The organism is Achromobacter dolens (assembly GCF_902859745.1).
Taxonomy (GTDB): Bacteria; Pseudomonadota; Gammaproteobacteria; order Burkholderiales; family Burkholderiaceae_B; genus Achromobacter; species Achromobacter dolens.
Window position 1 is genome coordinate 471,867 of the sequence record NZ_CADIJW010000001.1, and the last position, 21,012, is coordinate 492,878.

Here is a 21,012-nt window from a genome sequence, read left to right on the forward strand (position 1 = left end):
GTTTTTATCTATAAATGATAAAAATAACGAAGCTGATAGTATGAGTAGAAGTGCCGCGCTTGGGCTGATAGCCGTGGGTTATGGCGCTGCGGGGCTCCGGGATCCCTGTGATACGCTGCGCCGATTCCGCCTCGCCCGATGTCCGCCGATTCCATGTCCACCCTGAAGCGCGCCCTCGCGATCCTCGACCTCTTCAGCCTGGCCACGCCGGTGCTGACGGCCGAAGAGATCATCTCCAAGCTGTCCTACTCGGCGCCGACCGGCTATCGCTACATCCGCGACCTGTCGGACCTGGGCTACCTGCTGCGCATGACGGGCGGCGGCTACAAGCTGGGACCGCGCATCATCGAGCTGGACCATCTCATCATCGACGGCGATCCGGTGCTGGGCGTGGCCCGTCCGATCATGCGAGAGGTCGTGGACCAGGTCGGCGGCGACGTGCTGCTCAGCGTCATCCACGGCCTGCGGATCCTCAACATCCACCACGAGCGCGGTCCCGACGCGCTCGGCATCCCGCACGGCCGCGGCCGCGCCCACCCGCTGTTCCGCGGCGCCACCGCCAAGACCATCCTCGCGTTCCTGCCGCGCAAGGACCAGCGCAAACTCTACGAAGGGCATGCCGCCGACGTCGAGGCCGCGGGCCTGGGCGCGACGCAGGCCGAGTTCATCCGCCACCTGGACGAGATCCGGGTGCGGGGGGCGTATCTGGGGGTGGGCGAGATTTCGCCGGAACGCGCCGGCATCGCGGTGCCGGTGTTCCAGGAAGACCGGCGCATCTTCGGCGCGCTGACCGTGACCTTCCTGGCGACCCGGCTCAACACCATCGCGCAGGACAAGACCACGGCGCTGCTGCAGGCGGCGGCGCGGCGCATCGAGTCCCTGGCGCTGGCGTCCCGCATCAAGGAACAGGCCCCCGCGCCGTAGGCGCCGGGGGCCTGTGGGCGCCGCGCGGGCAGCGCGGCGTAGCGGTCACTGCTGCTGCTGCTGCTGCTGCTGCTGCTGCTGTTGAGGTTGAGCCGCTTGCGGACTGGCCGCCGCACCTTCGCTGGCCCGTTGCGCCGGCGCCTGCGGCGCGCGCACCGGCGAACCCATCGCCTGGAACAGCGCCGCCGTTTCAGTCAGGCGGGCATTGGCGTATTCCACTTCCCGCACCCGCGCCGCGACGTAATGCTGTTCGCTGGCGTACGCGGTGTAGGGCGCCAGGGCGCCCAGGCGCACGCGGTTGGCGGTGTTGCGGTGCGACTGCTCCGCGGCCCGGCGCGAGGCCTCGGCCGAGGCCAGCGCCTGACCGTCCGCCTCCAGTTGCGCCAACGTGTCGGCCACGTCGCGGAAGGCGGTCAGCACGGTCTGCTTGTATTGCAGCACCGCCGCCTCATAGCGCTCCTTGGCGGCGCTGCGTTCGGCCAGCAGCGCGCCGCCGTGGAAGATCGGCTGCGTCAGCGACGCGCCCACCGCCCAGATCGAACCCGCGCCCGACAATGCCGTCGGCCAGCTAAAGCCGCCTTTGCCCATCGACGCCGACAGCGACAGGCTGGGGAACAACTGCGCCGTGGCCACGCCGACGTCGGCCGCCGCCGCGCGCAGCACGGCCTCGGCGACGTGGATGTCGGGCCGCGCCGCCAGCAGTTCGGAGGGCACCAGCACCGGCACCTCCTCGGGCACGGCGATCATGGCGAAGGCCAGGTCCGGCGGGGCCTGATCCGGGCTGCGGCCCATCAGCACCGCCAGCGCGTGGCGCGTGGCCTGCCATTGCGCGCGCAGGCCCGGCAGCGAGGCTTCCAGCGTGGCGGCGTCCTGGTCGGCCTGCAGCGCGTCGTTCTGCGAGGCCGAGCCCAGTTCGTAGCGGCGCTGGGTGTCGCGCGCCACCTGGCGCGCCAGCACCACCTGCTTTTCGGTCAATGCCACCCGCTCGGCCAGCGACGCCGAGGTGATGGCGCCGGTGACGATGTTGCCGGCCAGGGAACGGCGCGCCGATTCGAGCTGATAGGCCTGCTGTTCCACCTGGGCCGCGCGCGACACGTTCTCGAAGCGCGCCGCGCCGAACAGGTCGAGGTCGTACTTGGCCTGGACCTGGCCGGTGAAGACGTTGTAGAGCGCCGTGGGTTGCGGCAGGTTCGGCATGGTCAGCGCGCGCTTGCGAGAGACGTCGGCGCCGGCATCCACCGATGGCAGCAGCGACGAATTGACCTGTCCGCGCAACTGTTCGCGCGCGCCGGCCAGATTGCGCTCGGCCGCGGCCAGGTCCGGGCTGTTGGCCAGGCCTTCTTCCACCATGGCGTTGAGCGCGTCCGAGCCAAAGCGTTTCCACCACTCGGGCACCGGACGGCCGTCGCGCGCATAGCGCTGGGCCACGCCCTGCGCCGGCGCGCCGGCGGCGGGCAGCGCTTCGACGCCGTATTGCGCGGGCTGCGCCATCGCCGGCGGCTTGCTGTCGGGGGCGAAGGCGCAGGCGCCCAGCGCCAGCAGCAGCGGCAGGGTGGCCAGGCGCCAGGCCGGGGTCGGGAGACGGAGGGACATCGTCAGGCTCCTCGTTCTACGTTGTCGCCGGCGTGGGCGCCGGGCGGCACGCCTTCGGGCTCCTCGCGCTCGTCGTGGCGCACGCGGAACCAGGCCGCGTACAGCGCGGGCAAAAAGAACAGCGTCAGCACCGTGGCGCTGGTGATGCCGCCCATCAAGGCCGTGGCCATGGGGCCGAAGAAGTTGCTGCGCAGCAGCGGGATCAGCGCCAGCACCGCGGCCGCCGCCGTCAGCGTGATGGGGCGGAAGCGCCGCACCGTGGCGCCGACGATGGCGTCCACGCGCTTGTGCCCGGCGCTGATGTCCTGCTCGATCTGGTCGACCAGGATTACCGAGTTGCGCATGATGATGCCGAACATCGCGATCACGCCCAGCATGGCGACAAAGCCGAACGGCTTGCCGAACAGCAGCAGCGCGGCCACCACGCCGATCAGGCCGAGCGGCGCGGTCAGCACCACCATCAGCACGCGGGCGAAGCTCTGCAACTGCACCATCAGCAGCGTCAGCACCGCCACGATCATGATGGGCATCTGCGCGTTGATGGACGACTGGCCCTTGGCGCTTTCCTCGACCGGGCCGCCGACCTCGATGCGGTAGCCCACCGGCAGTTCGGCGCGCAGCGCGTCCAGCTTCTTGTCGATGGCGTGGGTCACGTCGATGCCCTGCGCGCCGGCCTTGACGTCGGCCTGCACGGTGATGGTGGGCTGGCGGTCGCGTTCCCAGATCACGCCGTATTCCAGGCCGTAGCGCACCTGGCCCAGGCTGCCCAGCGGCACCGGGCCGTTGGGCGTGGGCATGGCCAGCGTGGCCAGGCGGCCCGGATCGACGCGCTCGCTGTCGGGGGCGCGCAGGCTGACGTTGATCAGCTTGTCGCGTTCACGGTATTGCGTCACGGTGTAGCCCGACAGCGTCATCGCCAGGAAGCTGGAGATGTCGTTGGAGCTTACGCCGACCTCGCGCGCCTTCTGCTGGTCGATGTCAAAGCGCACCGAGCGCTCGGACGGTTCGTCCCAGTCGAACTGCACGTTGACCGAGCGGCTGTCGGCGCGCACTTCGGCGGCCACCTTCTCGGCCACCTGGCGCACCTCGGGGATCTTGTCGCCGCTCACGCGGAACTGCACCTGGAAGCCCACCGGCGGGCCATTTTCCAGCCGCGACAGGCGGCTGCGGATCGCCGGGAACTGCTCACGCAGCACCGGCTCCAGCCAGTGCGCCAGCTTCTCGCGGTCTTCCACCGAGTTGGCGGTGATGACGATCTGGGCGAAGTTGGGCGTGGCCAACTGTTGGTCCAGCGGCAGGTAGAAGCGCGGCGCGCCGGTGCCGACGAAGCTCACCGAATGGGCGATCTCGGGCCGGCCGTCCAGCACTTTTTCAAGCCGCTCGACCTGGCGCAGCGTGGCCGCGAACGAGGCGCCTTCCTGCAGCCGCACGTCCACCAGCAGCTCGGTGCGGTCCGAGCTGGGGAAGAATTGCTGCGGCACCAGGCCGAAGCCGGCCATCGACAGGATGAACACCAGCACCGTCGCCAGCAGTACGCGCCAGCGCCGGTCCACGCACCACGCCACCCAGCCGCGCAGGCGCTGGTAGAAGCGGGTGTTGTAGATGTCGTGCTCGTGGTCATCTGGCAGGTGCGCCTCGCGCTTGCGCTCGGGCAGCATGCGGTAGCCCAGCAGCGGGATCAGCACCACCGCGGCGAACCAAGAGGTGATCAGCGCGATCGCCGACACCTGGAAGATCGAGCGGGTGTATTCGCCGGTGCTGGACTTGGCCAGCGCGATCGGCAGGAAGCCGGCCACCGTCACCAGCGTGCCGGTCAGCATCGGGAAAGCGGTGCTGGTGTAGGCGAAGGCGGCGGCGCGCGCGCGACTCCAGCCCTGTTCCAGTTTCACCGCCATCATCTCGACCGCGATGATGGCGTCGTCCACCAGCAGGCCCAGCGCCAGCACCAGCGTGCCCAGCGAGACCTTGTGCAGGCCGATGCCGAACATGTCCATGAACAGCGCGGTCACCGCCAGCACCACCGGAATCGAGATCACCACCACCATGCCGGTGCGCAGCCCCAGCGACACCAGGCTCACGATCAGCACGATGGCCACGGCCTCGGCCACCGAGCGCAGGAATTCGTCCACCGAGAACGACACCGCCTTGGGCATGCTCGACACTTCGGTCAGCGTCAGGCCGGCCGGCAGGCGCGCTTTGAGCTCGCCGAACTTGGCCTCCAGGGCCTTGCCCAGGTGCACCACGTCCTGGCCCGGCTGCATGGTGATGCCGATGCCCAGCACCGGCTCGCCGCGCGTGCGCATCTGCTCGGCCGGGGGATCGTCGTAGCCGCGGTGGATGGTGGCGATGTCGCCCAGCCGGATCGACTTGCCGTTGACGCGGATCAGCGTCTCGGCCAGCGCGCGGGTGTCCTGGAACTGGCCGCTCGGACGCACGAAGATACGGTCATCGGCGGTGGTCAGGGTGCCGGCGCTGGCCACCGCGTTCTGGCTGTTGATGGCCTCGGCGATCTGCTGCGGCGACACGCCCAGGCGCGTGAGCTGCGTGTTGCTGATCTCGATGTAGACGTGCTCGGGCTGCTCGCCGAAGTAATCGACCTTGGCCACGCCCGGCACGCGCAGCAGCACCGTGCGCAGATTGTCGGCGTAGTCGCGCAACTGCGCCGGCGAGAAACCGTCGCCGGCCAGGGTGTAGATGTTGGTGTAGACGTCGCCGAACTCGTCATTGAAGAATGGCCCCTGCACGCCTTGCGGCAGGGTGGCGCCGATGTCGCCGACCTTCTTGCGCACCTGGTACCACTCGTTGGCCACCTCGCTGGCCGGGGCCGAGTCCTTCATGGTGAAGAAGATCAGCGATTCGCCCGGGCGCGAGTAGCTGCGCAGGAAGTCGGTGGACGGCGTTTCCTGCAGCTTCTTGGCGATGCGGTCGGTGACCTGTTCCTGCACCTGCTGCGAGGTGGCGCCGGGCCACAGGGTCTTGATGACCATCACGCGGAAGGTGAAGGGCGGGTCTTCCGACTGCGCCAGGCGCGAATACGACAACACGCCGAACAGCGTCACCAGCGTGATCAGGAAGATCACCAGCGGCTGGTGCCGCAGGGCCCATGCCGACAGGTTGAACTTGCCTTCCTCGTGGCGGTGCGCGGCGTTCTGATTCTCGGGAACCGGCGCGCTCATGATGCGAAGTCCTCGGGGTGCAGCGGCGGCACCGCGCGGACCTTTTCGCCGGCCGACACGGCGTGCACGCCTTGCCACACCACGCGCTCGCCGGCCTGCACGCCCTGCGACAGGGTGACGCTGCGCGCGTCATAGCGCAGCACCTGCACGCGGCGCAGCTCCAGCGTGTCTTCCTGCGGCTTGACGATCCAGATGGCGGGCTCGGTGCCGTCATGGAACAGCGCCGTCGCCGGCACCGTGTAGGTGGTGGCGCCGTTGGCCTGGCGGTTGTCGAAGCTGATGTTGGCGGTCATGCCCAGCCGCACCTCGGGCGAGGGCGACTCCAGCGTCAGCTTGGCGCGATAGGTGCGGCTCTGCGGATCGGCGGCCGGCGCGATCTCGCGCAGCACGGCGCTGAAGGTCTTGCCGGGCAGCGGCGCCAGGGTGACGGTGGCGCGCTGGCCGATGGCCAGCCCCGCCAGCACGCTTTCGGGCACGTCGCAGAGCGCGTCGACGTCGCCCGACCAGGCCAGGTTGTAGACCGCCTGGCCGGCCGCCACGTTCTGGCCGGTGTCGGCCTGTTCGGCGGTGATGACGCCGGCATGGTCGGCCACGAGAGTGGTGTAGTTGAGCTGGTCGGCCGACAGCGCGGCCTGTTGCGCCGCCTGATCGCGTTGCGCCAGCGCCGAGGCGTAGGCGTTGCGGGTCTGTTCGAGCTGGTTGGCGGCGATCAGGTTTTCGCGGGCCTGGGCGCGGTCGCGGTCCAGTTGCTGCTTGGCGTAGTCCAACTGGTGCTGGGCGGCCGACAACTGGGCGCGGGCGGCGGCGGCGTTCTTGGTGGCGTCGGCGGGATCGAGCCGGGCGACCACCTGGCCGGGCTTGACCGTGTCACCCAGGCGCACCTTGCGTTCGATGATCTTGCCGCCCACGCGGAATGACAGCGGCGTGCTGTAGCGCGCCTGCACCTCACCCGGCAGGGTCCAGGCTGGCAGCGCGGCGTCGGCCTTGGCCGGCATGGCCACCACCGGACGCGGCGGCGGCGCCTCGGCTTCCTTGCTGCCGCAGCCGGCCAGCGCCAGCGTCAGCGCCAGGGCGAGCTCCGGCCAGCGGCGGCGCGGGGAAAGGCGGGAAGACGCCGCGACGGCGGCGGGATTGCGCGCGGCGACGGGCGCGCAAGAACCTGAAGAATTCACGAAACACCTCGCGACGCGGGCAGGAGGAGGGGGGCGGGACGCGAGGCGGCAGGCCGTTCCAGGCCGGCGGGACACCCTGGCAATCCGATACGGGATGGATTCTAATGCGGCTATGTATTCAAATACAAGTATGAATCTGAAATCGTTCCAGATGATAGAATCGGCGCATGTCAAAAGTCCGCCTTACCCGAGAGCAAAGCCGTGACCAGACGCGCCAGCGTCTGCTCGATGCCGCGCAATCGATCTTCCTGACCAAGGGTTTCGTGGCGGCCAGCGTCGAGGACATCGCCGAGCTGGCCGGCTATACCCGCGGCGCTTTCTATTCCAATTTCGCCAGCAAGTCCGAACTGTTCCTGCAGTTGCTCAAGCGCGACCACGAAAACGTCATGGGCGACATGCGCGCCATCTTCGAGGCCGGCGAAACCCGCCAGCAGATGGAAGACAGCGTGCTGCACTACTACAGCAATCATTTCCGCGACAACGAGTGCTTCCTGCTGTGGATGGAAGCCAAGCTGCAGGCCGCCCGCGACCCCGAGTTCCGGGTCGGCTTCATCGCCTGCATGGGCGAGCTGCGCGACGCCACCACCGAATACATCCGCCAGTTTTCCGAGCGCGTCGGCACGCCACTGCCGCTGCCGGCGCGTGAGCTGGCCATCGGCCTCTTGGCGCTGTCCGACGGCATGCAGTTCAGCTTCGCCTTCGACCCGCAGAACGTCAGCGCCGAGACCACCGAGTCGGTGCTGGAGGGATTCTTCCGCCGCGTGGTGTTCGGCGAACGCGACCCCGGCTAGGGCCCCGCGGGCATTGTCACCGCCAGCGGCGGCATGATAGTAATAACGGCGGCGCGCCGGCTGGACTGAGGGGGCCAGCGCCGTTGCCTTGCGCATCCCTCGGGCGAAAGGAGCGGCAGCATGTCTTCAGAAACCCGACCATCCACCATCAATCGCCCGGTCTTCTACACGGCGGCGCTGTTCACGCTGCTGCTGGTGGGCTTCGCCATCGCGACGCCCAGGACCGCGCAGAACCTGTTCGAATCGATCCAGGGCTGGATCCTGGGCAACGCCAGTTGGTTCTACATCCTGGTGGTCGCCATCATCCTGCTGTCGGTGGCGTTCCTGGCCATCAGCCGCTATGGCGACATCAAGCTGGGGCCCGACCACAGCGAGCCCGACTACCGCAACTTCACCTGGTTCGCCATGCTGTTCTCGGCGGGCATGGGTATCGGCCTGATGTTCTTCGGCGTGGCCGAGCCGGTCATGCACTTCATGTCGCCGCCGGTGGGCGAGGGCGCCACCGCGGCCGCCGCGCGCGAATCCATGAAGATCACCTTCTTCCACTGGGGCCTGCACGCCTGGGCAATCTACGCCGTGGTGGCGCTGACGCTGGCGTTCTTCAGCTTCCGCCACGGGCTGCCTCTGACGCTGCGGTCGGCGTTGTATCCGCTGATCGGCAACCGCATCCACGGCCCCATCGGCCACGCGGTCGACATCTTCGCCATCATCGGCACGGTGCTGGGCGTGGCCACCTCGCTGGGGCTGGGCGTGGCGCAGATGAACAGCGGCCTGAACCATCTGTTCGGCATTCCCGTGGGTGTAATGCCGCAGATCATCCTGATCGTCATCACCTGCGGGCTGGCCACGCTGTCGGTGGCCAGCGGCCTGGACAAGGGCATCCGCATCCTGTCCGAAGCCAACATGGTGCTGGCGGTGATCCTGCTGCTGTTCGTGCTGGTGGCCGGCCCCACCGTGTTCCTGCTGCAGACCTTCGTGCAGAACACCGGCGCCTACCTGTCGGACATCGTCAACAAGACCTTCAACCTGTATGCGTATGAGCCGACCGACTGGATCGGCGGCTGGACCCTGTTCTACTGGGGCTGGTGGATCGCCTGGTCGCCGTTCGTGGGCCTGTTCATCGCCCGCATCTCGCGCGGCCGCACCATCCGCGAATTCGTCAGCGGCGTGCTGCTCGTGCCGGCCGGGTTCACGCTGTTCTGGATGACCGTATTCGGCGACACCGCCATCCACTTCATCCTGGTCGACGGCATCAAGGGGTTCGCCGACACCGTCAAGGACGACAACTCCCTGGCGCTGTTCGCATTCTTCGAGCTGCTGCCCTGGAGCGGGGTGATATCGATCTTCGCGATCGCAATGGTGGCGGTGTTCTTCGTCACCTCGGCCGACTCCGGCGCGCTGGTGGTGGACCTGCTGGCCTCGGGCGGCGCCGACCGCACGCCGGTGTGGCAGCGCATCTTCTGGTCGCTGTCGATGGGCGCGGTGGCCATCGCGCTGCTGCTGGCCGACGGCCTGACGGCGCTGCAGACGGCCACCATCGCCAGCGCGCTGCCGTTCTCGGTCATCCTGCTGCTGTCGCTGTGGGGGCTGTTCAAGGCGCTCAAGCTCGACGCCACCAAGCGCGGCATCCGCTACCAGTCGTTGACACTGTCGCGCCCGGCGCGCGGCGGCCAGTCCTGGGAGCGGCGGCTGCGCAACATGGTCATGATGCCGCGCCGCGCCCATGTGCTGCGCTTCATCGCGGACGTGGTGACCCCGGCCCTGGAAGACGTGGCCGATGAACTGCGCAAGCAGGGCTACGCGGTGGCGGTCAAGGAAGGCGACAGCGAGGGCGGCGTGGTGCTGGAAGTGAACCACGGCGAACACCTGGACTTCTTCTATTCGGTGCAGCCGCAGGCCTTCGTGCGGCCCAGCCTGACGCCCGAGGAGGCCGCCGACGAAGAGGAGCGCAAGTACTTCCGCGCCGAGGTCCACCTGCGCGAGGGCGGGCAGGACTACGACATCATGGGCTGGAGCCGTGATGCCGTCATCGGCGACATCCTCGACCAGTACGAGCGCCACCGCCACTACCTGCATATGGTGCGCACTTAGGCTAGCGCCCGCCTGTCGCGCGGCGCCGATCCCTGGCGCCGGAAGCGCGCTACCCGCGTCCCGTCGCAACACGTTTCCCCGCAAACCGCCGGCTTTCGCCGGCGGTTTTTTCTTGCCCGTTTGCGCCGATAGGTTTCCTCAATCCTCAACATTACTTTAGGTTTTTTGACTTCGTCTGATTTTTCTAGGATTATCCAAGCCATTCCTTTGATAAATAGCGAGAGAATCATGAAGGCGAAATCGGGTGCATGGGTCGCCGGGGTGCTGGCCCTGGCGGTGGTGGCGGGGGGCGGGCTGTACTGGAAATTCGGCGGCGCGCAGCACAAGGGCGGCTGGGCCATGGCGCCGGCGAAGGTGGCGGTGGCGCCCGTGTTGCAGGCCGACTTCCCGGCGGCGCTGTCGGGCATCGGCTCGATCGAGGCGACGCGGCAGGTGCTGGTGCCGGCCGAAGTCGATGGCAGGGTGGCGCAGATCCTGTTCACGCCCGGCGAGCGGGTACGCGCCGGGCAACTGCTGGTGCAACTGAACGACGCGCCCGAGCAGGGCGAACTGGCGCGCCTGCAGGCCCAGGCCAGGAACGCCCGGGCGTTGCTGGAGCGCACCCGCCGCCTGGTGCCGCTGCAGGCCGCGACCCGCGAACAACTGGACCAGGCCCAGGCCGACTACGACCAGGCCGCCGGCGAAATCAAGCGCATCCAGGCGCTGATCGAACAGAAGCGCGTCAAGGCGCCGTTCGACGGCGTGCTCGGCGTGCGCCGCGTCAATCTGGGCCAGTTCGCCCGCGCCGGCGATCCGCTGGTGTCGCTGACCGACGCGACCAGCGTCTACGCCAACATCACCCTGCCCGAACAGGCGCTGGGCGCGCTGCGCGCCGGCCAGCCGGTGACCGTGACGGTCGACGCCCACGCCGGACGGGTCTTCGAAGGCACCGTCACCACCATCGAGCCGCAGGTCGACCCGGGCTCGCGTACCGTGCGCGTGCAGGCCACGCTGGCCAATGCCGACGGCGCGCTGGCGGCGGGCATGTTCGCCCACGGCCAGGTGGTGCTGCCGCCGCGGCCCGGCGTGCTGACCGTGCCGGAAACCGCTGTCAGCTACAGCGCCTACGGCGACTCGGTCTATGTGGTGACGCCGCCCAAGGCCGGCGACGCATCGGCGCCGCCGACCGTGACCCAGGCCTACGTGCAGACCGCCGAGCGCGCCAGCGGCCGGGTGGTGGTGACCAAGGGCCTCAAGCCCGGCGACCGCGTGGTGACCTCGGGCCAGTTGCGCCTGCATAACGGCGCGCCGGTCGAGATCAGCGCCCAGGACACCGTGGCGCTGGACGCCGCGCCGCACTCCGTGGCGCAAGCCCGCTGAACCCGCGGAGCCGATCATGAAGTTTACCGATCTGTTCGTGCGCCGGCCGGTGCTGGCGCTGGTGGTCAGCACACTGCTGCTATTGATGGGGCTGCGCGCCCTGAGCGGCCTGCCGATCCGCCAGTACCCGCTGACCGAAAGCACCACCATCACCATCACCACGCAGTACCCGGGCGCCTCGCCCGACCTGATGCAGGGCTTCGTCACCCAACCCATCGCGCAATCCGTCGCCACGGTCGAAGGCATCGACTACCTGTCGTCGTCCTCGACCCAGGGCCGCAGCGTGATCACGGTGCGCATGAAGCTCAACGCCGAATCCAACAAGGCCATGACCGAGGTCATGGCCAAGGTCAACGAAGTCAAATACCGCCTGCCGCAGGACGCCTACGACCCGGTGCTGGTCAAGTCCGCCGGCGAGGCGACGGCCGTGGCCTACGTGGGGTTCTCCAGCTCGACCATGTCGCTGCCGGCGCTGACCGACTACCTGTCGCGCGTGGTGCAGCCGCAACTGTCGTCGATCGACGGCGTGGCCAGCGTGGAACTGTACGGCGGCCAGAAGCTGGCGATGCGGGTCTGGCTCGATCCCGACCGGCTGGCCGCGCGCGGCATCTCGGCCGGCGAACTGGCCGAGGCCCTGCGCCAGAACAACGTGCAGGCGGCGCCCGGCCAGGCCAAGGGCCTGTATGTGGTGTCCAACATCAAGGTCAACACCGACCTGGTCAACGTGGCCGAATTCCGCGACATGGTGGTCAAGCGCGAGGGCGACGCCGTCGTGCGCCTGGGCGACGTGGCGACCGTGGAGCTGGGCGCGGCCTCGACCGACTCCAGCGGCCTGATGGATGGCGAGCCGGCCGTGTACTTCGGCCTGAACGCCACGCCGGTCGGCAACCCGCTGGTGATCGTCAAGCGCCTGAACGAGCTGCTGCCCAATATCAAGCAGAACCTGCCGCCGGGCACCAGCGTGCAGGTGCCGTTCGAGCTGGCGCGCTTCATCAGCGCCTCGATCGACGGCGTGGTGCACACGCTGATGGAAGCCATCGTCATCGTGGTGGCGGTGATCTTCCTGTGCCTGGGCTCGCTGCGCGCGGTGCTGATCCCGGTGATCACCATTCCGCTGTCGATGCTCGGGGGCGCGGCCATCATGGCGCTGTTCGGCTTCAGCGTGAACCTGCTGACGCTGCTGGCCATGGTGCTGGCCATCGGCCTGGTGGTGGACGACGCCATCGTGGTGGTCGAGAACGTGCACCGCCATATCGAGGAAGGCAAGTCGCCGGTGCGCGCGGCGCTGATCGGCGCGCGCGAAGTGGCCGGCCCGGTCATCGCCATGACCATCACGCTGGCGGCGGTGTACGCGCCGATCGGCCTGATGGGCGGCCTCACCGGTTCGCTGTTCAAGGAATTCGCCTTCACGCTGGCGGGGGCGGTGGTGGTGTCGGGCGTGATCGCGCTGACGCTGTCGCCGGTGATGAGTTCGTTCCTGCTCAACAGCCACGTGTCCGAGGGCTGGATGGCGCGCCGCGCCGAGCACTTCTTCAATCGCCTGGGCCAGGCCTACGGCCGGCTGCTGGATGTGTCGCTGCATCACCGCTGGGTCACCGGCCTGCTGGCGGTGGCGGTGATGGCCAGCCTGCCGTTCCTGTACAACGCCGCCCAGCGCGAATTGGCGCCGGTCGAGGACCAGTCCACCGTGCTCACCGCGATCAAGTCGCCGCAGCACGCCAACATCGACTACGTCGAGAAGTTCGGCAAGAAGTGGGACGACGTGATGGCGACGCTGCCCGAGCAGAAGGGCCGCTGGCTCATCAACGGCTCGGACGGCGTCTCCAACAGCATCGGCGGCGTCGATTTCGTCGACTGGCACGAGCGCAAGCGCTCGGCTGACCAGATCCAGGCCGACATGCAGTCGATGGTCAACCAGATCGAGGGCAGCAACATCTTCGCCTTCCAGTTGCCGCCGCTGCCCGGCTCGACCGGCGGCCTGCCGGTGCAGATGGTCATCATGAGCGCGGCCGACTATCCGGTGGTGTACGAGGCCATGGAGAACCTGAAGCAGGCGGCGCGCGCCAGCGGCCTCTTCATGGTGGTCGACAGCGACCTGGACTACAACAACCCGGTGGTGCAACTGAAGGTGGACCGCGCCAAGGCCAACAGCCTGGGCGTCACCATGAAGGCGGTGGGCGACACGCTGGCGGTGCTGGTGGGCGAGAACTACGTCAACCGCTTCGGCATGGACGGCCGCTCGTACGACGTGATCCCGCAGAGCCTGCGCCAGCAGCGCATCTCGCCCGAATCGCTGGCGCGGTACTACGTCAAGAGCGCCAGCGGCGCGCAGGTGCCGCTGTCGAACTTCGTGTCGGTGTCGATGGGCGTCGAGCCCAACAAGTTGACCCAGTTCAACCAGCTCAACGCCGCCACCTTCCAGGCCATCCCGATGCCGGGCGTGACCATGGGCGATGCGGTGCAGTTCCTGACGCGCCAGGCGCAGCAGTTGCCGGCCGGCTTCAGCTACGACTGGCAGTCGGACGCGCGCCAGTTCAGCCAGGAAGGCTCGGCGCTGATGATCACCTTCATCTTCGCCATCATCGTCATCTACCTGGTGCTGGCGGCGCAGTACGAAAGCCTGCGCGACCCGTTCATCATCCTGGTGAGCGTGCCGCTGTCGATCTGCGGCGCGCTGATCCCGCTGGCGCTGGGCATGGCGACCATCAACATCTACACCCAGATCGGGTTGGTGACGCTGATCGGGCTGATCAGCAAGCACGGCATCCTGATGGTGGAGTTCGCCAACGAGATGCAGGTCAGCCACGGCCTGGACCGGCGCAGCGCCATGGAGCACGCCGCCCGCATCCGCCTGCGGCCGATCCTGATGACCACCGCCGCCATGGTGGTGGGCTTGATTCCGCTGCTGTTCGCCAGCGGCGCCGGCGCCCACAGCCGCTACAGCCTGGGGTTGGTGATCGTGGTCGGCATGCTGGTCGGCACGCTGTTCACGCTGTTCGTGCTGCCCACCGTCTACACCGTGCTGGCGCGCGACCACCGCGCCGCCAACGACACGCCGCGCGCCCGTGAACTGGCCCGGGCGCAGGCCGAGGACGGACTGCCGGCGGCAACGTCGCGCCCGGCCGAATCGCATTGAGGAACCGATCATGAAACATCCCGACCTGTCCAAACGCCTGCGTCGCGGCACCCTGGCGCTGCTGGCCGCGCTGGCCACCGCCGGCTGCGCCGTCGGTCCCGACTATCAGAAACCCCAGGCAGCGCCGGTGGCGCTGGCCAGTCCCGAGCAGGCGCTGTTCTCCACCGACCGGGTGCAGCAGGATTGGTGGAAGCAGTTGCAGGATCCGCAGTTGGACCGCCTGGTGGTCCTGGCGCTGCAACGCAACCACGACATCCGCATCGCCCAGGCCCGCCTGGCCGAGTCGCGCGCGGTGCTGGATGAGAAGGAACTCGACCAGTTCCCCACCGTGACGCTGGGCGGGCGCTTCGAGCGCAGCCTGTCGCAGGCCAATCCCGGCAACGCGGGCGAGCGCAACCTCGCCAAGAGCTACCGCGCCGGCTTTGACGCCGCCTGGGAGATCGACCTGTTCGGCCGCCTGCGCCGCGCGGCCGAGGGCGCGGCGGCGCGCAGCGAGGCCCAGGCCGCCGACCTGGCGCAGGCCCGCATCGTGGTGGTGGCCGAGGTGGCGCGCAACTACTTCGAGCTGCGCGGCGCCGAACAACGCCTGGCGGTGGCGCGCGCCAACCTGGACAGTCAGCGCGACAGCCTGCGCATCATCCAGGCCATGGTGTCGGCCGGCCGCGGCGACGAGGGCGACCTGGCCAGCGCGCGCGCCGAACTCGAAACCGTGCAGGCCAGCGTGCCGCCGCAGGAAACCGCGCGGCGCCTGGCGCTGTACCGCCTGGCGGTGCTGGCCGGGCTGAGGCCGGTGGAACTGGGCGAACTGGACGCGGCCACGCCGCAGCCGCCGCTGGCGGCGCGCCTGCCGATCGGCGACGTCGGCGCCTTGCTGTCGCGTCGTCCCGACATCCGGGCGGCCGAGCGCAACATGGCGGCGGCCAATGCCGACGTGGGCGTGGCCACCGCCGAGCTGTATCCGCGCATCGATCTGGGCGGATTCCTGGGCTTCGTGGCCCTGCGCGGCGCCGATTTCGGCAGCGCTTCCAGCCGCGCCTTCAGCGTGGCGTCCGGCGTCAACTGGCCGGCCTTCCACCTGCCTACCGCGCTGGCGCGCAAGCGCGCGGCGCAGGCGCGTTCGCTGGGCGAGGTGGCGCGCTACGAACAGACCGTGCTGCAGGCGGTCGAGGAACTGGAGGGCGCGCTGACGCAGTATGGCCAGACCCAGCAGCGGCTCGGCAATCTGGCGCAGGCGGCCGCCCACAGCGCCCGGGCGGCGGAACTGGCGCGCCTGCGCTACCGCGAAGGCGGCACGCCGTACCTGACGGTGCTGGACGCGCAGCGCACGCAACTGCGGGCGCAGGACGCGGTGGCGCAGGCCGAAACGGCCTCCTACACCAGCCTGGTCGCGCTCTACAAGGCGCTGGGCGGCGGCTGGGAGGCGCCGTCGGAAACCGAGACCCCGCGAGCGCAGTCGCCCGCGCCCGCGCCGGCCGGCTGACTGACGGGCGCGGTTCGTGGCACCATAAGGGCTTGGCGCCCATCCGATCTTCCATGTCCGACGACACTCTGTCCCATCCCATTTCCTGGCAACCGCACCAGCCGGCGGACCGCGTGCTCATGACGCTCAAGACGCGCGGCCCGCAGTCGGTCGCGGTCATCGCCAAGGCGCTCGACGTCACGGCCGAGGCGGTGCGCCAGCAGATGGCGCGGCTGCACGCGGATGGGCTGGTGGATTCCGAAAGCCGCAGCGCGGGGCGCGGCCGCCCCACGCAGATCTGGTTCCTGACCGATGCCGGCCAGCGCCGCTTCCCCGACACGCACGCCGACATGACGGTGCAGATGATCAACGCCGTGCGCCAGGTGTTCGGCGAGGAAGGCGTTGACAAGCTGATCGCGGTGCGCGAGGCCGCCATGCTGGCGAACTACCGGCAGGGGCTCGAGGGCGCGCAAGACCTGCAGCAACGGCTCGAATGCCTGGCGCGGGTGCGCTCGGCCGAGGGCTACATGGCCGAGATGCGCCGCGACGGCGACGACTTCCTGTTCATCGAAAACCACTGTCCGATCTGTGCGGCGGCCCAGGCCTGCATGGGCTTTTGCCGCAGCGAACTGGAATTGTTCCGGCAGGTGCTGGGGGATGAGGTGCGCGTCGAGCGAGAAGAGCACATCCTGCTGGGCGCGCGCCGCTGCGCCTACCGCGTCAGCGCGCGCGCCTGATCGCCGCGGCCGCCGCACCCCGCGGCGTCAAGGCCGGGCCGCGTCAGGACGCCGGCGATGCGCCGTCGTCCCATCCCCCCAGCGCCTTGTACAGATCCACCGCATTGACCAGCCGGCGCTGCTGCAGCCGGATGTACTCCTGCTCGGATTCGAACAGGCTGCGCTGGGCCTCCAGCATCTCCAGGTAGTTCGCCACCCCGCGCGCATAGCGCCGCTCGGCCAGCCGCTGGCGTTCGCGGTCGGCGTCGCGCACCTTGCGCTGGGCCTCGATCTGGTCGCGTAGCGCGTCGCGCGCCGACAGGGCGTCGGCCACGTCGCGGAAAGCCGCCTGGATGCTGCCTTCGTACTGCGCCACCGCGATGTGCTTGCGGGTCTCGGCCAGCGACAGGTTGGCGCGGTTGCGTCCAGCGTTGAAGATTGGCAGCGTCAGCCGCGGCGCGAAGGTCCAGCCGCCGGTGCCGCCGCTGAACAGATCCGAAAAGCGGTCGGCGGTGGTGCCGATGTCGGTGGTGAGCTGCACCGAGGGGAAGAACGCCGCGCGCGCCGCGCCGATGTCGGCGTTGGCCGCGCGCAGCGCCTGCTCCGCCTGGCGCAGATCGGGGCGGCGCGTCAGCAGTTCGGACGGCAGGCCGGCCGCCAGCGGCATCAGGCTCTGGCTCTCCAGTGGCGCCGGATCGACGCCGAGCGGCAGCGCGAAATCGCCCGCCAGCAGGCCCAGCGCGTGCCGCGCCAGGCTGGCTTCGCGGGTCAGCTCGGCGCGCGTGGCGCGCGAGCTCTCCACCAGCATCTGCGCGGTGCGCAGGCCGATGGCGGTCTCCAGCCCGGCGTCGTAGCGGCGCCGGGTCAGCTTGAGAGAGGTCTCGCGCAGCGCCAGCGTGTCGTCGGTCAGGCGCAGTTGCTCGGCCAGCGAGCGCTGGTTGAAGTAGGCCGTGGCCGTTTCCGCCACCAGCGCCAGCGTCGCGGCGCGGTGCGCCTCCTCGCTGGCCAGGTAGCGCGCCAGCGCGGCCTCCGACAGGCTCCGCACCCGGCCGAAGAAATCCAGTTCGAAGGCGGTGATGCCGACGGCGGCGCGATAACGGCTGGACACCGCCGTGCCGGACTGGCCCGGTTCGGTAAAGCGGCCGCGGCTGAATTCGCCGCTGGCGTCGATCGCCGGCAGGCGCTCGGACTGCTGCACGCCGTACAGCGCGCGCGCCTCCTCGATGCGCAATGCCGCCACCCGCAGGTCGCGGTTGTTGGCCAGCGCGGCCGTGATCCAGGCCTGCAGCGCGGGGTCGTTGAAATAGGCGCGCCAGTCCTGTGGCGCGGCGGCCTGGCCGGGCTGCGCCGGCGTGTCGTACCGCGCCGGCACCGGCGCCGCGGGGCGCTCATGGGTGGGCGCCAGCGAGCAGCCGGACAGCGCCAGCGCCAGCAGGGTCATTGCCACGGGTTTCATGGCGTCGTCTCCAGCGGTTCGCGGCCCTCGGGGCGCGCGGGGCGGGCGCGCATGCCGACCATGCGCCCCACGATGAGAAAGAACAGCGGCACCAGGAACACCGCCAGCACGGTCGCGGTGATGATCCCGCCCAGCACGCCGGTGCCGATGGCGGCCTGCGCGCCCGAGGCGGCGCCGCTGGCCAGCGCCAGCGGCAGCACGCCCACGCCGAAGGCCAGCGAGGTCATCACGATCGGCCGCAGCCGCAGCCGCGCCGCTTCCAGCGTGGCGGACAGGATGCCCTGGCCGTCGCGCACCAGGTCCTTGGCCACTTCCACGATCAGGATCGCGTTCTTGGCCGACAGGCCGATGGTGGCGATCAGGCCGACCTTGAAGTAGATGTCGTTGGGCATGCCGCGCACGGTCACCCCCAGCAGCGCGCCGATCACGCCCAGCGGCACCACCAGGATCACCGCCAGCGGGATCGACCAGCTTTCGTACAGGGCCGCCAGCGCCAGGAACACGATCAGCACCGACAGCGCGAACAGCACCGGCGCCTGGTTGCCGGACAGCCGCTCTTCGTATGACTGGCCCGACCAGTCGAAGCCGATGCCGCGCGGCAGCTCGGCCGCCAGCGCCTCCATGGCGCGCATGGCCTCGCCGCTGCTGTGGCCCGGCGCCGCCGAGCCGTTGATGGTGAACGACGGGAAACCGTTGTAGCGGTTCAGTTGCGGCGGCCCCATCGACCACTTCAGCGTGGCGAACGCCGACAGCGGCACCATCTGGCCCTGCAGGTTGCGCACGTGCAGGCGCGAGATGTCGTCCACATCCACGCGACGCTTGCCGTCGGCCTGCACGGTCACGCGCCGCACCTGGCCGTTGAGCATGAAGTCGCCGATGTAGTCCGAGCCATACATCACCGCCAGCGCGGTGTTGATCTCGTCGATCGGCACGCCCATGGCCTGCGCCTTGTCGCGGTCGACGCGCAACTGCAGTTGCGGCGCCTCTTCCTGGCCGGCGAACACCACGTCCGTCAGCGCCGGATGCTCGGCCGCCGCCGCCAGCAGTTTCTGCCGCGCCTGCGTCAAGGCCTCATAGCCCAGGCCGCCGCGGTCCTGCAGCCGGAAGTCGAAACCCGAGGTCGATCCCAGGTCCGGCAGCGGCGGCGAGTTGAGCGCGAACACCATCAGGTTCTTGCGGTCGGCAAAGGCCTCGTTGATGCGCTTGACCACCGCATCGACGTGCAGCGAGGCATCGCGCCGCTCCTTCCAGTCCTTGAGCGTGACGAAGAACATGGCCGAGTTCGGGCCGCTGCCGTACTGGCTGAAACCGTTGACCGAATACACGTACTGCACCGGCTCGTGCTCCATCATGTAGCGCTCGACGTCCTTGACCACGGCCATGGTCTCGGCCTGCGGCGAGCCTTGCGGCAGGATCACCATGGCCATGAAGCTGCCCTGGTCCTCGTCGGGCAGGAACGACGACGGCAGCCGCGCGAACAGCAGCGCCGCCACGCCGATCACCAGCGCGTAGGCCAGCCCGAAGCGCGCCGGCCGTGCCAGCACGTCGGCCACGCGCGCCGTATAGCGCGTGGTCAGGCGCGCGAAGGCGCGGTTGAACCAGCCGAAGAAGCCGCGCTTTTCGTGGTGGCCGGCCGGGATCGGTTTCAACAGGCTGGCGCACAGCGCCGGCGTCAGCGACAGCGCCAGGAAGGCCGAGAAGGCGATCGACACCGCCAGCGTCACGGCGAACTGGCGGTAGATGTTGCCCACCGCGCCGTCGAAGAAAGCCATCGGCACGAACACCGACACCAGCACGACGGTGATGCCGACGATGGCGCCGCTGATCTGGCCCATCGCCTTGACCGTGGCGTCATGCGGCGACAGGCCTTCCTCGGCCATGATGCGCTCGACGTTCTCGACCACCACGATGGCGTCGTCCACCAGGATGCCGATGGCCAGCACCATGCCGAACATCGTCAGCACGTTGATCGAATAGCCCAGCCCCAGCATCACCCCCAGCGTGCCCAGCAGCGCCACCGGCACCACCAGCGTCGGGATCAGCGTGGCGCGCAGGTTCTGCATGAACAGGTACATCACGCAGAACACCAGCGCCACCGCCTCCAGCAGCGTCATCAGCACCTTCTTGATCGATATCTCCACGAAGGTGGAAGTCTCGTACGGAATGTCCCAGCTCACGCCCGGCGGGAAATATTGCGCCAGCTCGCGCATGGTCTCGCGGATGCGGCGGGTGGTCTCGACCGCGTTCGAGCCGGGCGCCAGCTTGATGCCCAGGCCGGTGCCCGTCATGCCGTTGACGCGCGACAGGTACATGTAGTCGGTGCCGCCCAGTTCCACCCGCGCCACGTCCTTCAGGCGCAGGGTCGCGCCGTCCGGCAGCGCCCGCAGCGGGATGTTGGCGAACTGCTCGGGCGTGTGCAGCGATTCGCCCGCCACGATGCTGGCGTTCAACGGCGCATCCTTGGGCACGGCCTGGTTGCCGAGCTCGCCGATGGTGACGCGCGCATTGTGGCTGCGCAGGGCCGAGACGATGTCGCCCGGCGTCAGCGACAGGGCGGTGAGCTTGGCCGGATCCGGCCAGATGCGCATCGCCGCTTCCGCGCCGAACGACTGCACCTTGCCCACGCCCTCGACCCGCCGCAGCGCCTGCAGCACGTTGGAGGCCGCCAGTTCACCCAGTTGCATGTCATCGAGGCTGCCGTCGGACTTCAACGACACCACCAGTTGGATGTTGTCCGCCGCCTTTTCCACCCGCACGCCGTCGCGCCGCACGGATTCCGGCAGGCGCGGCTCGACCGCCTTCAGGCGGTTCTGCACTTCCACCGCCGCGATGTCGGGGTTGGTGCCCTGCTTGAAGGTCAGGTTGATGCTGGCCCAGCCGGTCGAGTCGCTGCTGGACGAGGTGTACATCAGCCCCGGCGCGCCGTTCATCTCGCGTTCGATGATGGCGGTGACGGCTTCCTCGACCACCTTGGCCGAGGCGCCGGGATAGCTGGCGCCGATGTTGACGACGGGCGGAGCGATGTCCGGATACTGCGCCACCGGCAGCGCACGGATCGACAACAGGCCGATCAGCGCGATCAGCAGCGAGATCACCCACGCGAAGACGGGGCGATCGATAAAGAAACGCGCCATGGCGG

At 69.1% G+C, this 21,012-nt stretch carries 12 protein-coding genes; 7 read left to right on the top strand and 5 right to left on the bottom strand.

Going from position 1 to position 21,012, the window contains the following annotated elements:
* Positions 1-153 precede the first annotated feature (153 nt).
* Entirely contained in the window at positions 154-924 is a 771-nt protein-coding gene (locus HV783_RS02075; RefSeq protein WP_175188616.1) for an IclR family transcriptional regulator, read from the top strand.
* A 45-nt stretch (positions 925-969) separates the two neighbouring features.
* Here the strand turns inward: HV783_RS02075 and HV783_RS02080 are convergent, their stop codons facing one another.
* The 3 genes from HV783_RS02080 to HV783_RS02090 are packed head-to-tail and all read right to left on the bottom strand — an operon-like array spanning position 970 to position 6,865.
* The gene (locus tag HV783_RS02080) at positions 970-2,517 is read right to left on the bottom strand and encodes an efflux transporter outer membrane subunit (RefSeq protein WP_175188617.1); all 1,548 of its coding nucleotides are present in this window, start codon (positions 2,515-2,517) and stop codon (positions 970-972) included.
* Positions 2,518-2,519: 2 nt separating this feature from the next.
* The gene (locus HV783_RS02085; protein ID WP_116792040.1) at positions 2,520-5,693 is read right to left on the bottom strand and encodes an efflux RND transporter permease subunit; all 3,174 of its coding nucleotides are present in this window, start codon (positions 5,691-5,693) and stop codon (positions 2,520-2,522) included.
* A complete protein-coding gene (locus HV783_RS02090) occupies positions 5,690-6,865 on the bottom strand; it encodes an efflux RND transporter periplasmic adaptor subunit (RefSeq protein WP_116792039.1) in 1,176 nt (391 codons plus the stop codon). Before HV783_RS02090 ends, HV783_RS02085 begins: the two co-directional genes overlap by 4 nt.
* 167 nt (positions 6,866-7,032) lie before the next feature.
* Between HV783_RS02090 and HV783_RS02095 the strand changes: the two genes are divergently transcribed.
* The 6 genes from HV783_RS02095 (at position 7,033) to HV783_RS02120 (ending at position 16,438) form a co-directional block, all read left to right on the top strand.
* The gene (locus tag HV783_RS02095; protein WP_054501620.1) at positions 7,033-7,656 is read left to right on the top strand and encodes a TetR/AcrR family transcriptional regulator; all 624 of its coding nucleotides are present in this window, start codon (positions 7,033-7,035) and stop codon (positions 7,654-7,656) included.
* A gap of 120 nt (positions 7,657-7,776) precedes the next feature.
* The gene (locus HV783_RS02100; protein ID WP_116792038.1) at positions 7,777-9,747 is read left to right on the top strand and encodes a BCCT family transporter; all 1,971 of its coding nucleotides are present in this window, start codon (positions 7,777-7,779) and stop codon (positions 9,745-9,747) included.
* A 228-nt stretch (positions 9,748-9,975) separates the two neighbouring features.
* Positions 9,976-11,106, top strand: coding sequence for an efflux RND transporter periplasmic adaptor subunit (locus HV783_RS02105; protein WP_054501619.1), 1,131 nt, complete (start codon positions 9,976-9,978; stop codon positions 11,104-11,106).
* A gap of 16 nt (positions 11,107-11,122) precedes the next feature.
* Complete coding sequence (locus tag HV783_RS02110) at positions 11,123-14,242, top strand: MexW/MexI family multidrug efflux RND transporter permease subunit (protein ID WP_175188618.1); 3,120 nt, start codon at positions 11,123-11,125, stop codon at positions 14,240-14,242.
* Between the two features lie 10 nt (positions 14,243-14,252).
* Entirely contained in the window at positions 14,253-15,722 is a 1,470-nt protein-coding gene (locus tag HV783_RS02115) for an efflux transporter outer membrane subunit (RefSeq protein ID WP_144654935.1), read from the top strand.
* A 53-nt stretch (positions 15,723-15,775) separates the two neighbouring features.
* Positions 15,776-16,438, top strand: a complete 663-nt coding sequence (locus HV783_RS02120; protein ID WP_175188619.1) for a helix-turn-helix transcriptional regulator — start codon at positions 15,776-15,778, stop codon at positions 16,436-16,438.
* Between the two features lie 43 nt (positions 16,439-16,481).
* On the opposite strand, the gene oprZ is transcribed toward HV783_RS02120, so the two are convergent.
* On the bottom strand, positions 16,482-17,873 hold the full coding sequence (oprZ, locus tag HV783_RS02125; protein ID WP_175142146.1) for a multidrug efflux RND transporter outer membrane subunit OprZ: 1,392 nt from the start codon (positions 17,871-17,873) through the stop codon (positions 16,482-16,484).
* On the bottom strand, positions 17,870-21,007 hold the full coding sequence (axyY, locus tag HV783_RS02130; protein WP_175188620.1) for a multidrug efflux RND transporter permease subunit AxyY: 3,138 nt from the start codon (positions 21,005-21,007) through the stop codon (positions 17,870-17,872). The genes oprZ and axyY overlap by 4 nt, the downstream gene beginning before the upstream one ends.
* Positions 21,008-21,012: the final 5 nt, after the last annotated feature.

Excerpts from the sequence above, each read along its gene's own strand:
- HV783_RS02105 (WP_054501619.1), top strand. The coding sequence starts at position 9,976 with ATGAAGGCGAAATCGGGTGCATGGGTCGCCGGGGTGCTGGCCCTGGCG.
- HV783_RS02085 (WP_116792040.1), bottom strand. The coding sequence starts at position 5,693 with ATGAGCGCGCCGGTTCCCGAGAATCAGAACGCCGCGCACCGCCACGAG.
- HV783_RS02110 (WP_175188618.1), top strand. The coding sequence starts at position 11,123 with ATGAAGTTTACCGATCTGTTCGTGCGCCGGCCGGTGCTGGCGCTGGTG.
- oprZ (WP_175142146.1), bottom strand. The coding sequence starts at position 17,873 with ATGAAACCCGTGGCAATGACCCTGCTGGCGCTGGCGCTGTCCGGCTGC.
- HV783_RS02080 (WP_175188617.1), bottom strand. The coding sequence starts at position 2,517 with ATGTCCCTCCGTCTCCCGACCCCGGCCTGGCGCCTGGCCACCCTGCCG.
- axyY (WP_175188620.1), bottom strand. The coding sequence starts at position 21,007 with ATGGCGCGTTTCTTTATCGATCGCCCCGTCTTCGCGTGGGTGATCTCG.
- HV783_RS02115 (WP_144654935.1), top strand. The coding sequence starts at position 14,253 with ATGAAACATCCCGACCTGTCCAAACGCCTGCGTCGCGGCACCCTGGCG.
- HV783_RS02095 (WP_054501620.1), top strand. The coding sequence starts at position 7,033 with ATGTCAAAAGTCCGCCTTACCCGAGAGCAAAGCCGTGACCAGACGCGC.
- HV783_RS02120 (WP_175188619.1), top strand. The coding sequence starts at position 15,776 with ATGTCCGACGACACTCTGTCCCATCCCATTTCCTGGCAACCGCACCAG.
- HV783_RS02075 (WP_175188616.1), top strand. The coding sequence starts at position 154 with ATGTCCACCCTGAAGCGCGCCCTCGCGATCCTCGACCTCTTCAGCCTG.
- HV783_RS02100 (WP_116792038.1), top strand. The coding sequence starts at position 7,777 with ATGTCTTCAGAAACCCGACCATCCACCATCAATCGCCCGGTCTTCTAC.